8 protein-coding genes are annotated in these 12,783 nt (G+C 66.8%); 5 read left to right on the forward strand and 3 right to left on the reverse strand.

Features of this window, described 5'->3' with window-relative positions:
- The first annotated feature begins 424 nt into the window (after positions 1 to 424).
- On the forward strand, positions 425 to 754 hold the full coding sequence (gene trxA / locus ACVOME_RS00610) for a thioredoxin (protein ID WP_025878607.1): 330 nt from the start codon (positions 425 to 427) through the stop codon (positions 752 to 754).
- Between the two features lie 417 nt (positions 755 to 1,171).
- A complete protein-coding gene (gene rho, locus ACVOME_RS00615; protein ID WP_481504593.1) occupies positions 1,172 to 2,923 on the forward strand; it encodes a transcription termination factor Rho in 1,752 nt (583 codons plus the stop codon).
- A gap of 78 nt (positions 2,924 to 3,001) precedes the next feature.
- Here the strand turns inward: rho and ACVOME_RS00620 are convergent, their stop codons facing one another.
- Complete coding sequence (locus ACVOME_RS00620; protein ID WP_481504594.1) at positions 3,002 to 5,533, reverse strand: glycoside hydrolase family 3 protein; 2,532 nt, start codon at positions 5,531 to 5,533, stop codon at positions 3,002 to 3,004.
- Between the two features lie 341 nt (positions 5,534 to 5,874).
- Here ACVOME_RS00620 and ACVOME_RS00625 point away from each other — a divergent pair, with 341 nt between their 5' ends.
- Positions 5,875 to 6,882 (forward strand): LacI family DNA-binding transcriptional regulator, encoded by a 1,008-nt coding sequence (locus tag ACVOME_RS00625; protein ID WP_053515642.1) that lies wholly within the window; start codon positions 5,875 to 5,877, stop codon positions 6,880 to 6,882.
- 20 nt (positions 6,883 to 6,902) lie between these two features.
- Here ACVOME_RS00625 and ACVOME_RS00630 read toward each other — a convergent pair whose 3' ends face one another.
- On the reverse strand, positions 6,903 to 8,180 hold the full coding sequence (locus ACVOME_RS00630) for a sugar MFS transporter (protein ID WP_481504595.1): 1,278 nt from the start codon (positions 8,178 to 8,180) through the stop codon (positions 6,903 to 6,905).
- Positions 8,181 to 8,219: 39 nt separating this feature from the next.
- A complete protein-coding gene (locus ACVOME_RS00635; protein WP_481504596.1) occupies positions 8,220 to 8,561 on the reverse strand; it encodes a hypothetical protein in 342 nt (113 codons plus the stop codon).
- 28 nt (positions 8,562 to 8,589) lie between these two features.
- Between ACVOME_RS00635 and ACVOME_RS00640 the strand changes: the two genes are divergently transcribed.
- Both ACVOME_RS00640 and ACVOME_RS00645 read left to right on the forward strand, forming a co-directional pair.
- Complete coding sequence (locus tag ACVOME_RS00640) at positions 8,590 to 11,583, forward strand: TonB-dependent receptor (RefSeq protein WP_111186563.1); 2,994 nt, start codon at positions 8,590 to 8,592, stop codon at positions 11,581 to 11,583.
- 123 nt (positions 11,584 to 11,706) lie between these two features.
- Entirely contained in the window at positions 11,707 to 12,723 is a 1,017-nt protein-coding gene (locus ACVOME_RS00645) for a cupin-like domain-containing protein (RefSeq protein ID WP_065174396.1), read from the forward strand.
- Positions 12,724 to 12,783: the final 60 nt, after the last annotated feature.

Consider the following 12,783-nt stretch of genomic DNA (forward strand, 5'->3'; position numbering starts at 1 on the left):
GGGGACCACCGGGTCCGCGCGCCGCTCAATGCCCCAGTTTAACGCACTCCGGCGGCCAAACCGGAATGAACCGTCTCACACAACCGCGAGACAGGCCCGTGCGGGACGCCTCTTCACCCAGCCACACCGCGCTTGAACAGCCCTGCCGGGGTCGCTGGAGTCCGCGGCTGCCGGCCCCCACTTCAGGAAGACAGTGAAATCCGACACATACCGCGCTTCGAAGCGATCACGATACGCTGGGTTCCAGCCGGCCACTGTCCATGCCCCGCGATAGGGGTACACTGCCGGCCGTGAGCGTCCAGGCATCCCGCCGAACGCACCGCGGCAGGACGCCGCGAGGCAACGACGAGGGTCGCGCCACCGGGCAAGGCCCAGTTCACCCACCTCCGGCCTGGCCGGGTGCAATCCAAGACGAGAAACCAAGATGAGCGACAAGGTTGTACACGTCGGCGATGCCGACTTTGATAGCGCCGTGCTGAATTCCAAGGAACCGGTGCTGGTCGATTTCTGGGCCGAGTGGTGTGGCCCGTGCAAGATGATCGCCCCCGCGCTGGACGAGCTGGCCGATGCCTACCAGGGCCGCGCCAAGATCGCCAAGGTCAACGTCGACAACAATCGTGCGCTGGCCGCCAAGTACCACGTGCGTTCGATCCCGTACCTGGTCGTGTTCAAGGATGGCGAGAAGGTCGGCGAGCAGATCGGCGCGGTGGGCAAGGCCCAGCTGGCCGGCCTGCTGGACAAGGCCCTGGCCTGACCCTGTAACGACTCCGGCAGCCGCCCGGTGCGGCTGCCGGCCGGCGCGGGCCCCCCCCGCCGGCATGGTGTTGCCCGCGGCCCCAGCCCCGCGCCCCCGGCCGCGCCGAGTGTCGGGGAATACGGCCCCGGGGGGCGGGGGCGCCCCGCCCGGGGGGCGGGCCGGGGGCCCCGGCCGGGGCCCCGCCCCCTACCCCCCCCCCCCCCCCGCGGGGGGGGGGGCCCGGCCAGGCGCGGACCGCGCCTGCATGAATGCTGTTCCCGGCGACCCTTGCACGGCGCCGCGGGCCGATGATAGTGTCGGCATATCCGGCCGCGTTCGCGTGCCGCACCTTCTGGACGCAGTTTCTTCCAGACCCATCCCCAACGTTCGCCGCCCCAGCCGGGCGCTCGCACCTTCAAGCGAGGAATAACGCTCTTGTCCGATAACACTCCCGAAACCGGCAGCGCAGAAGCGCCCGCCGAAAAGCGCGTGCGCAAGGCCCGCGTGACCAAGGCTGCCGCACCGGCCGCCGCCGAAACCAGCGCGCCCCCCGCGCAGCCGACCCTGCCGCTGGCCGCCGCGCCCGAAGCACCGGCGCCGGGCGCAGCCGCTCCCGCGCCGAGCGCGCCCGCCGCCGAGGCCCCTGCCAGCAGTGGCGGCGGTGAAGGCGGTGAGGGTCGCGAATCCGGCCAGCCGCGGCAGCAGAACCCTCAGGGTGGCGGCCAGCATCAGCACAACCAGAATGGCCAGCAGGGCCAGCAGGGCCAGCAGGGCCAGGGCCAGGGCAACCGCCGTGACCGTTTCCGCAACCGCCGCGACCGCGACCGCAACAACCGCTTCCGCGATGACGGCATGCCCAACGAGGGCGGCGAGCAGCAGGCCTTCGTGCCGCGCGTGCAGCCGACGGTGCCGGAAGGCTTCCCGGTCTATTCGCTGAGCGATCTCAAGCGCATGCCGGCACAGAAGCTGCTGGAAATCGCCGAACAGCTGCAGATCTCCGAAGGCGTGGCGCGTGCCCGCAAGCAGGATGTGATCTTCGCCCTGCTGAAGGTGCTGACCCGCCATGGCGACGGCGTTGCCGCCGATGGCGTGCTGGAGATCCTGCCGGACGGCTTCGGCTTCCTGCGCGCGGCCGAAGCCAGCTACCTGGCCGGCCCGGACGACACCTACATTTCGCCCAGCCAGATCCGCCGTTTCAACCTGCGTACCGGCGACCACCTGTCCGGCCGCATCCGCTTCCCGAAGGACGGCGAGCGCTACTTCGCGCTGTCGATCGTGGACACCATCAACGGTGAGCCGCTGGAAGCGTCGAAGAACAAGGTGCTGTTCGAGAACCTGACGCCGCTGTTCCCGCGTCGCCGCTTCACCCTGGAGCGCGGCAACGGTTCGTCGGAAGACATCACCGGCCGCATCCTCGACCTGATGGCCCCGCAGGGCAAGGGTCAGCGCTCGCTGATCGTCTCCCAGCCGAAGGCGGGCAAGACGATGATGATGCAGCAGGTCGCCACCGCGATCACCACCAATCATCCGGACGTGCACCTGATCGTGCTGCTGATCGACGAGCGCCCGGAAGAAGTGACCGAAATGCAGCGCACCGTGCGCGGCGAGGTCATCAGCTCGACCTTCGACGAGCCGGCCGCACGCCACGTGCAGGTCGCCGAAATGGTGATCGAACGGGCCAAGCGCCTGGTCGAGCACAAGAAGGACGTGGTGATCCTGCTGGACTCGATCACCCGCCTGGCACGCGCCTACAACAACGTCGTGCCGAGCTCGGGCAAGGTGCTGACCGGTGGTGTGGACGCCAACGCCCTGCACCGCCCGAAGCGCTTCTTCGGTGCCGCGCGCAACGTTGAAGAAGGCGGCAGCCTGACCATCATCGCCACCGCGCTGGTCGACACCGGCTCGAAGATGGACGAGGTGATCTACGAAGAGTTCAAGGGCACCGGCAACAGCGAAGTGCACCTGAGCCGCCGCATCGCCGAGAAGCGCGTGTTCCCGGCCATCGACATCAACCGCTCCGGCACCCGCCGCGAAGACCTGCTGATCGAGCCGGAACTGCTGCAGAAGATCTGGATCCTGCGCAAGCTGCTGCATCCGATGGATGAAATGGCCGCGATGGAATTCCTGCTCGACAAGATGAAGAACACCAAGTCCAACGACGAGTTCTTCGGTTCGATGAAGCGATAAGAAAAAAGCCCCGCACTGCGGGGCTTTTTTTGCTCGGGAACGGCGCATTCGCCGGGCATGGCCCGGCGCTGCCTTCGGTTACGGGCAGGCCACCGCGCCCTCGGCGGTGGCCGTGTTGGCCGTCAACCTGACCTGGGTGAATGCCGCGGCGAACGGCGCGTCGGCGCTGACCACGAAGGGGGCTTCCACCGCGCCCAGGTCCACGCCGCGCTTTGCAAAGCAGGCCAATGGCACGGTCACCGTCTGCTTCTGCCCGGGCGCCAGCGCGACCAGCTGCGGGGCGATGTCCACCCCACCCTCACAGCCGCTGCCACACTGCATGGTCACCTTCACCGGCGATGCCGGGCGCTTCACCAGCTGCACATCGAACTGCAGCGCGCCGTTGCTGCGCGCCAGTGCGCCGAGATTGCGGCGCGAGGTGCTGCGTGCGATCAGCTGCGCCGGGGCCCGCCAGGTCACCTCCTTGGCATCCTGCTGGGTGTTCACCTGCACGGTGCGCACCTGCACCACCGGCTTGGCGGTGGGCCAGCGCAGCGTAGCGTTCAGATCATTGCCAAGCGGTTGGGTCGCTCCCGCGGCGGCAACGTGCAGGGCGAATGGCGGCGTGTCGGCGCGGTTGAAGATCGGCAGCACGGTGACTTCGCCGCAGCTGTCCGGGTCAGCTTCCTCGAGCCTGGCGACCTTGCCGCCCTTGGCGTAGCTGAGGCCATAGCCAAGCGCGAACAGCGCCGGCTTCTTCGCGTCGGGCTGGTCGATCGGTGCCGGGCACGGAACGCCCGGCCACGGGAAGCTGAGGCGTCCACGGAAGTCGTGTGCCGGCTTGCCGCCCTTGCCCGCCACCAGCACATCAGTCACGCCCTTGCCTTCGGTGCCCGGCAGCCAGGCGGCGACGAAGGCGCTGGACAGATTGAGCAGGTCGTTGACATACATCGGGCGACCGGACAGGTAGACGGTCACCACCGGCTTGCCGGTTGCAGCTGCGGCCTTCAGCGCGGCCAGGTCCTGCGGGTAGGCCCGGCTGTGGCTGACGGTATCCGAAGCGAGAATATCGCCGTTGGTTTCCGCATAGGGCGTCTCACCGATCACCGCCAGCACCACATCGAAAGCCTTCGGATCGACGCCTTGGCCATCGGCGCTGAAGCTGACCTTGTCCGCACCCAGTTCGGCGCGCAGCGCGCCCAGCACGGAATCGGCGTTGGGAAAATCGGAATTCCTGTTCTCGGTGCCCTGCCAGGTCAGCGACCAGCCACCGGACTGGTCGCCGATGCTGTCGGCGCTCTTGCCGACCACCAGCACCCGCGCATCGCGGCGCAGCGGGAGTGCCTCGACTTCATTCTTCAGCAGCACCAGCGATTCGCGCACGGCACGCCGGGCCAGGTCACGGTGCTGCACGGCACTGGCATCGCCGGCGTAGCGGCTGTCGGACGGCTTGTGGTCGAACAGGCCCGCGCGCAGCTTCACCCGCAGGATGCGGGCGACCGCATCGTCGATGCGCGCCAGCGGAATCTCACCGCTCTTGACCTGCGCGGTGGTGTTGGCGATGAACGCTTTCCAGTCGTCGGGCACCATCACCATGTCGATGCCGGCATTGATGGCCTGCGCACAGCTGTCGTTGCGGCAGCCGGGCACCTGCGCGATGCCGTTCCAGTCGGAGACGACGAAGCCATCAAAACCCATCTTGTCCTTCAACGCATCGGTCAGCAGCGCCCTGCTGCCGTGCATCTTGCCGTAGTCCACGCCTGCGGCGCGGTCGTTCCAGCTGTTGAACGAGGCCATCACCGTCTGCGCACCCTCGGCAAGCGCACCGTAGTAGCCCTGCGCGTGGACGTTGATCATGGTGTTCTTGTCGACCAGCGCCTCACCCTGGTCGCGGCCGTTGTCGGTGGCACCATCGCCCAGGTAGTGCTTGGCGGTGGTGACCACGTTACCGTCGTCCTTGAAGGTGCCCTGTGCTCCCTTCACGTAGGCGTGGGCGTAGCTGCGGATCACCGCCGGGTCGGACGAATAGCTCTCATAGGTGCGGCCCCAGCGAGGGTCATGGGCCACGGCCAGGGTGGGTGCGAACACCCAGCCGATGCCGGTGGCGCGCACCGAGCGCGCGGTCGCCTCGCCGATGCGTTCGATCAGTTCGGCATCGCCGGCCGCGCCCAGGCCGATGTTGTGCGGGAACAGGGTCGCACCCAGCACGTTGTTGTGGCCGTGCACCGCATCGGTGCCCCAGATGAACGGCACCGGCGTCTTCGCATCGGTTGCCAGCGATGCAGCGTGGTAGGCATCGGCCAGCTGCAGCCAGTCCTGCACGCTGGCGTGCTTGTCCATGCCCGGCCAGGAGCCACCGCCATTGAGGACCGAGCCGATGTAGTAGCGGCGCACCTCGTCCGGCGTGATGGTCTTGATCTCGGCCTGGGTCATCTGCCCGATCTTCTGCGCCAGCGTCATCTGCGCAAGGATCTCCTGCACGCGCCTTTCGATATCCGCATCAGCAGCGATCACGCTGTGGACGCGCGGCCAGTCCTGCAGGCGTTCGCCCGTGGACGGCGCGGCACCCGCTGATGCGGCCAGGGCGGCCAGCAGACAGCCGGCAAGAAGGGTCTGGGTGGGGCGCTTCACTGGGTACTACCTCCGTGGATGACGTTCCTGGCGTGCGGGACTGCAGCGGCACGTCGGCATGGGCGATCGGACGCCCGTCCTGACAGCGCTGTCATATAAGCCTGCCTGCATCGTGTCAATGAGCGATCGCACATCCTGTGGCGGCAATCGCGTAACGGCGGGCTTTGCGGCCGACGCAGCACACGGCCCGCGGCGGTGGGTGTTGCGACGCGACAAGAATTCAGGACGTGCCAGTCCCCCTCGCGTCGTGGCACCATCCGCCTGCTCCGGCAACGCCGACATCGCAGGTACGCACTACCATCGGCGCGTAGCCGCCGCCTTCCAGGAGGATCCACCGCATCATGCGCAGTCGAATCGAGGATGTCGCCGCCGTTGCCGGGGTATCGATCAAGACGGTGTCCCGCGTGCTCAACCGCGAGCCCAACGTGCGCGAGCAGACCCGCGAACGGGTGCTGGCGGCCGTGGCGCGCCTGGGCTACAAGCCCAATCTCTCCGCGCGCAGCCTGGCCGGACAGCGCTCGTACGCGCTGGCACTGGTCTACAACAATCCTTCGCGCAACTACCTGATGGAAATCCAGAACGGCATGCTCGAGGCCTGCCACGCACAGCACTACAACCTGATCCTCGGCCCGGTGGGCACTGGCCGGCGTACCCTGCCCGACATGACCGCGCTGTTCGAGAACTCGCGTCCGGATGGCGTGGTGTTGATCCCGCCGCTGACCGACGACGAAGTAGTGCTGTCGTACCTGGAAGAGCATGACATTCCCTTCGCCTGCATCGCCCCGCGACACCCGGAGGGACGCATCGGCGTGCGCATGGATGAAACCACTGCGGTGGTCGAGCTGATCGGCCACCTGGTCGCGCAGGGCCACCGCCGCATTGCCCACATCAAGGGGCCGCGCGCGCATGGTGCCTGCCAGTGGCGCTACGCCGGTTACCGCCAGGCCCTGCGGCAGGCAGGTATCGCCTACGATCCGGCGCTGGTGGTCAACGGCCAGTTCTCGTTCGAGTCCGGCGTGGACGCAGCCAACCTGCTGCTCGACATGGATGAGCCTCCCACGGCAATCTTCGCCGCCAACGACGACATGGCCGCGGCCGTGTATCGCGTCGCGGGCGAACGCGGGCTTCGCGTGCCGCGCGACCTCTCGGTATGCGGTTTCGACGACACGCCGATCGCAGGGCACATCTACCCTGCACTCACCACCGTGCGCCAACCGACCTCGCACATGGGGCGGCTGGCCACCGAACAGCTGATCGAGCACATCCGTGCCGAAGCCGCTGGCCGCATGATCACGGTCGAGCACGCGGTACTCGAACGCGAGTCGACCGCCGCACCACGGCGACGTTGAGCCAGCGGCGAACCTGCGGCTCACTCGGCAGGCAGCCGCGAACCCTTCCATGCATAGAAGGCAATGTAGAGATAACACAGCGCCGGCAGCAGGAACGACAGCTGCAGGCCATGATTGTCGGCAAGCCAGCCCATGGCCAGCGGAATGACCGCACCGCCGACGATCGCCATCACCAACAGGCTTGAAGCCTGTCCGGTGAAAGCTCCAAGGCGGGTGATCGCCAGCGCGAAGATGGTCGGAAACATGATCGAGTTGAACAGTCCGATGCTCACCACCGCCCACTTGGCCAGGCCACCCGTGGTGGAGACGGTGATGCCGAGCAGCAGCACCACCGCGAGCGCGAAAAGACCGAGCAGCCAGCGCGCATCCAACCGCGCCAGCAGCGCCGCGCCGAGCAGGCGCCCGACCAGCGCACCGCCCCAATAGAGCGAGACATAACCGGTGGCCTCCTGCTCGGTCATGCCCTGGCCGATGCCCGGCGAGGACAGGAAGTTGACCAGCACGCTGCCGATGGAAACTTCCGCGCCCACGTAGCAGAAGATGGCCAGCACACCCAGTCGCACATGGCGGTGGCGCAGGACGTCCCACGGCCGGCTTCGCGCGCCGGTGCGTTCCTCCACGCCGGGAATGGTGGGAAGACGGAACATCCAGATCGCTGCCGCCAGCAGGAACAGGACCACGGCCAGGCCGAAGTACGGCAGCTGCACCGATTGCGCTTCGGCTGCACGGTAGGCCAGTGCTTCGGCCTGCGGCAACAGCGCCAGCTGCTCCTCGCTGCGCGGCTGCGCCGACAGGATCAGCAGGCCACCGAACAACGGTGCCAGCGTGGTGCCCAGCGAGTTCATCGATTGCGCCAGGGTCAACCGGCTGGAGCTGGTGCGCTCCTCGCCCAGCAATGCCACGTAGGGGTTGGCCGCCACCTGCAGCACGGTGATGCCGGTGGCCAGCACGAACAACGCCGCCAGGAACAGCCCATAGACATGGGCGGCCGCAGCCGGCCAGAACAGCAGGGAGCCGACGCCTGCAATGGCCAGCCCGGCGACGATGCCGCGCTTGTATCCCACCGCAGCCACCAGCCGGCCCGCAGGCAGCGACATCAGGAAGTAGGCGCCGAAGAAGGTGAACTGGATGAGCATCGCCTGCACCCAGCTCAGCGCGAACGCCGCTTTCAGGTGCGGAATGAGGATGTCGTTGAGGCAGGTCAGGAAGCCCCACATGAAGAAGATGGCGGTGACCACCGCCAGTGCGCGGGTGGTGCCCTGCACGTGATGTCCTCGAACGGTCGTTACTGTGTCCATTGCTTGTCCTTCCAGTCAGTGATCGAAGCCATCCTGCGGTCATGCGTGACATTTGCAGCCATTGTGATTGTCCAGCGCTGTCAGTCCGACGAATGCCCTGACACGTGCGGGCTGAAAGCTGATCCGCGCAGTTTTGTTCTGCACCGCACAACACTCTCCTGCCCCCGTGTTGGCAGCGCTGTCATCCCTGAAAAACCGCTGCAGATGCCGTCGCACAAGGCGTTGTTTCCGAAGCGACGAGGTTCTGGCAACGATTTCACAGCGCGCCTTGCGACCGCCGACGCGGCGCACTTCATGGCAGTTTGTTGACAACGCTGTCAAGCGTCGCTCCAATCCGGGCCACATGCAGTAGTCCGTGATTGAACGAAGCAGGATCGCCATTACCGAATTCCCTGGGGAGGGAGCTTCCATGAAGACGTACAAGGCAGTACCTCGCAAGACGATGCTCACTTCCGCGCTGCTGGCTGCGCTGGCCGCCCCGGCATGGGCACAGGACGCACCCGGCACCAACGAACCAGTCGATCCGACCACGCTCGATGCGGTGCAGGTCACCGGTATCCGCGGCAGCCTGACCTCATCGATGAACCTCAAGCGCGACAGCCAGGGCGTGGTTGACGGCATCGTCGCCGAGGACATCGGCAAGTTCCCGGACACCAACCTGGCCGAATCATTGCAGCGCATCAGCGGCGTTTCCATCGACCGCACCTCCAGCGGCGAAGGGTCCAAGGTGACCGTGCGCGGCATTGGTCCGGACTACAACCTGGTGCTGCTGAACGGGCGGCAGATGCCGGCGTCGAATCTGGGCAACGGCGGCGGCGGCCTGTCCGGCTCGCGCTCGTTCGACTTCGCCAACCTCGCTTCCGAGTCGATCTCTGCGGTGGAGGTATACAAGACCAGCCGCGCCGACAATCCTGCCGGTGGCATCGGTGCCACCATCAACATCAAGACGCTGCGGCCGCTGGAGTCCGAGCCGGTGATCAGCCTTGGTCTGAAGGCGGTCAACGATTCGTCCAACGACAACCTGCCGCGGACCCTGCGCGGCTCCAACGTCACCGGTGAGCTCTCGGGCATCTTCAGCCAGCGCTACGCCGACGATCGCTTCGGCGTGACGTTCAGCGCCAGCCACCAGGAACGTGATTCCGGCTTCAACCAGGCCACCGTGGCCGAGGGCTGGGCCACGTTCAAGGGCGACGAGAGCGCGGACTGGCGGGCACTGCCGCTGCCGGGCCAGGGGTATTCCGACCGCATCACCAACCGCCCCGGCCCCGACGACGTCTACGCACGTCCGCAGAACACCGCCTACAACGTCAATGGCGTGCAGCGGCAGCGCACCAACGCGCAGGCGACGTTCCAGTGGAAGCCGGCCGACAATGTCACCACCACGCTGGACTACACCTATGTCGAGAACAAGGTGCAGCAGCAGCGCAGCGAGCTGTCGGTCTGGTTCAACTATGGTCCGGGCGACAGCATCTGGACCAACGGCCCGGTGTCCGCGCCGATCATCTACAGCGAGGACATGACCAATTCGGACGTGTCGATGGGCGGCGCCAAACTGGCCACCAAGACCGACATGCACTCGCTGGGCTTCAACGTCGACTGGGAAGTGAACGACGCGCTGGACCTGTCCTTCGATGTGCACAACGCCGAGTCGGAATCGCGGCCGGACAGTCCCTATGGCTCGGCGGGCGTGCTCGGCGTGGCCGCCTTCGTGCGTGGCACCACCACCGTCGACTACAGCGGCGACCTGCCGATCATCAACATCGCACTGCCGCCGGGCGGCGTGCAGGCCTCCGACGCACTGGTCACCGGCTCGGTGTTCCAGAACAGCTACAACAAGTCCAAGGTGCAGCAGTACCAGGGCCGCGGCACGTTCCGCTTCGCCGACTATTCGGCGCTGGACTTCGGCGTGGGCCACACCCAGGTGGAGAACCGCTCTGCCTCGGCCATCATGCAGCGCAACAGCTGGGGCGGTCTGGGCTCTCCGGCCGACTACGCCGATGACATCTGGTACGCCGACAACATGGGCAAGTACTTCAAGGCATTCTCCGGCCACAACGATCCGCGCCTGACCGGCCAGTTCCTGGTGTTCGACTTCGACCGCCTGATCGATCGCGCGGCCCAGGTCGGCACCGATTCCGATCCGGCCTGCCCGAGCTGCTACTACGCACCGACGGAGTACTCCGAGGACATCCGCACCACCGAGAAGTCGAAGAGTGCCTACCTGCAGTACCGCACCACGTTGGATTGGTCGATGCCACTGCACGTGGCCGTCGGCGCGCGCTACGAGCAGACCGAGGTGGAGTCGAATGCGCTGGTGCGCGTACCGACCGGCATCAGCTGGAGTTCGGCCAACGAGTTCAACATCGACTACGCCGCCGATCGCGGCTTCGTCGGTGGCAAGGGCAAGTACGACTACGTGCTGCCGAACGTTGATCTGAAACTGGACCTGGCCGAGACGCTGGCGCTGCGCGGCAGCTACAGCCGCACCCTGGGCCGGCCGAGCTGGACGCAGATCCAGAGCGGTCAGTCGCTGGCCGACATTGTGCGCACCCAGGGCGGCACCGGCACCCGCGGCAATCCGGGTCTGGAGCCGCTGATCTCGGACAACTTCGATCTGTCGCTGGAGTGGTACTACGGCGAGGCCAGCTATGCCTCCGTGGGCTTCTTCCGCAAGAACATCAAGAACTTCATCAGCGACACCATCGTGCGCGAGAACGCCGGCACCCTGCATACGCCGGTCGGTGGCGCGTACTGGAACGAGGCACTGGCATCGGGCTGCGGCACCACCGACATGCCCTGCATCCGCGACTACATCTTCACCAACCATGCCGGGGATCCCGGCGTGACCTATACCGGGCGCAATTCGGCCGGGCAGATGACCGGCACCATCGTCGGCCAGCCCAACGACCCGGTGGCCGGTTTCGACATCACGGTACCGGCCAACCAGCACTCGGATCACCTCGACGGCTGGGAAGTGGCGGTGCAGCACCTGTTCGGCCAGTCCGGCTTCGGCGTGGCCGCGAACTACACCAAGGTGAAGTCGGGGCTGACGTTCAACAACCTCAGCCTGGGCGACCAGTACCCGATGATCGGCCTGAGCGATTCGGCCAACGTGGTCGCGTTCTACGACAAGAACGCCTGGCAGATCCGCGCGGCCTACAACTGGCGCGACAAGTTCCTAAACGGCATCGGTGGCCAGGGCCCGAACCCGAACTACACTGCCGCGTACGGTCAGCTCGATCTCAACATCAGCTACGCGGTCAGCGAACAGCTGACGCTGAGCCTGGAAGCAATCAACCTGACCGACGAGACCATGCGCACCTATTCGCGGCACACCAACATGCTGCGTTATGCCACCCAGACCGGTCCGCGCTACATGTTCGGCGTCCGCTACAAGTTCTGACCGGCGGCGGAGGGCTCGTGGAGCCGGGTTCATGCCCGGCCCACGCCGCACGGGTGCATGATGCGCGGACCCAAGGCCGCCGGGCACGGGCCCGGCCCTCCATCACGACCAGGATGTCCACGCATGCTGCCCCACCCCCGACCCATCGATGACGTGCGGGACCTGGACCCGGATGAGCTGCCGGCCCGGCTGCACACCTGGACCACGCCGAAGGTGATCCGCGGGCTGGTCGCGCACTGGCCCCTGGTCGCGGCCGCGCGCCGCTCGCCTGCGGAGGCGGTTGCGCACCTGGCCGCGTTCGACCACGGGCAGATGCCGGTGACCGCGACCACTGCAGCACCCGACGCCGGCGGCCGGCTGTTCTACAACGCGGACATGAGCGGCTTCAACTTCCGCCGCGAGCAGGTACCGTTGAAAGTGGTGCTGGCCACGCTGCTGAAGTACGCCACCGATCCGGCGCCGCCATCGATCTACGTGGCATCGACGACGCTGGACAGCTTCCTGCCCGGCTTCACCCGGGCCAATCCGCTGCAGCTGGGCGTGGACGAACCTCTCAGCAGCATCTGGATCGGCAACCGCTCGCGCATTGCCGCCCATCAGGACGTACCGGACAACCTGGCATGCGTGGCGGCCGGGCGCCGCCGGGTGACGCTGTTCCCACCGGACCAGATCGACAACCTGTACATCGGCCCGCTCGATTTCACTCCCGCAGGGCAGGCGATCAGCCTGGTCGATTTCCACGCACCTGACCTTGATCGCTTTCCGCGCTTCCCGCAGGCGCTGCAGCAGGCGCTGGTGGCCGAACTTGAACCGGGCGATGCGGTCTTCATCCCTTCACTGTGGTGGCACCACATGGAAGGTCTGGAAACATTCAATGTGCTGGTCAACACCTGGTGGCGGCCGGTGCCGGCCTGGATGGACTCGCCGATGAATGCCCTGATGCTGTCGATCCTGGCCCTGCGCGGATTGCCTGCGGCACAGCGCGCGCAGTGGCGCGCGATGTTCGACCACTATGTGTTCGCCGACAGCGAGGCAGCGACCGCACACATCCCGATGCAGGCGCAGGGTGTGCTGGGAACGCTCGACGCAGCGGCGGCCGCGCACGTGCGCCAGACCCTGCTGCGCCGCCTGCAGCGCTGAGGCCGCCGGTCGCGCCGGGCTTCACCCGCGCCGACGCCGTTTCTGGCGATAATGCTGCCT

Source organism: Stenotrophomonas sp. STEN008 (assembly GCF_056760435.1).

Coding starts and splice junctions, on each gene's coding strand:
- trxA (WP_025878607.1), top strand. CDS start 425: ATGAGCGACAAGGTTGTACACGTCGGCGATGCCGACTTTGATAGCGCC.
- ACVOME_RS00635 (WP_481504596.1), bottom strand. CDS start 8,561: ATGGCGATCCTGCTTCGTTCAATCACGGACTACTGCATGTGGCCCGGA.
- ACVOME_RS00640 (WP_111186563.1), top strand. CDS start 8,590: ATGAAGACGTACAAGGCAGTACCTCGCAAGACGATGCTCACTTCCGCG.
- ACVOME_RS00630 (WP_481504595.1), bottom strand. CDS start 8,180: ATGGACACAGTAACGACCGTTCGAGGACATCACGTGCAGGGCACCACC.
- ACVOME_RS00625 (WP_053515642.1), top strand. CDS start 5,875: ATGCGCAGTCGAATCGAGGATGTCGCCGCCGTTGCCGGGGTATCGATC.
- ACVOME_RS00645 (WP_065174396.1), top strand. CDS start 11,707: ATGCTGCCCCACCCCCGACCCATCGATGACGTGCGGGACCTGGACCCG.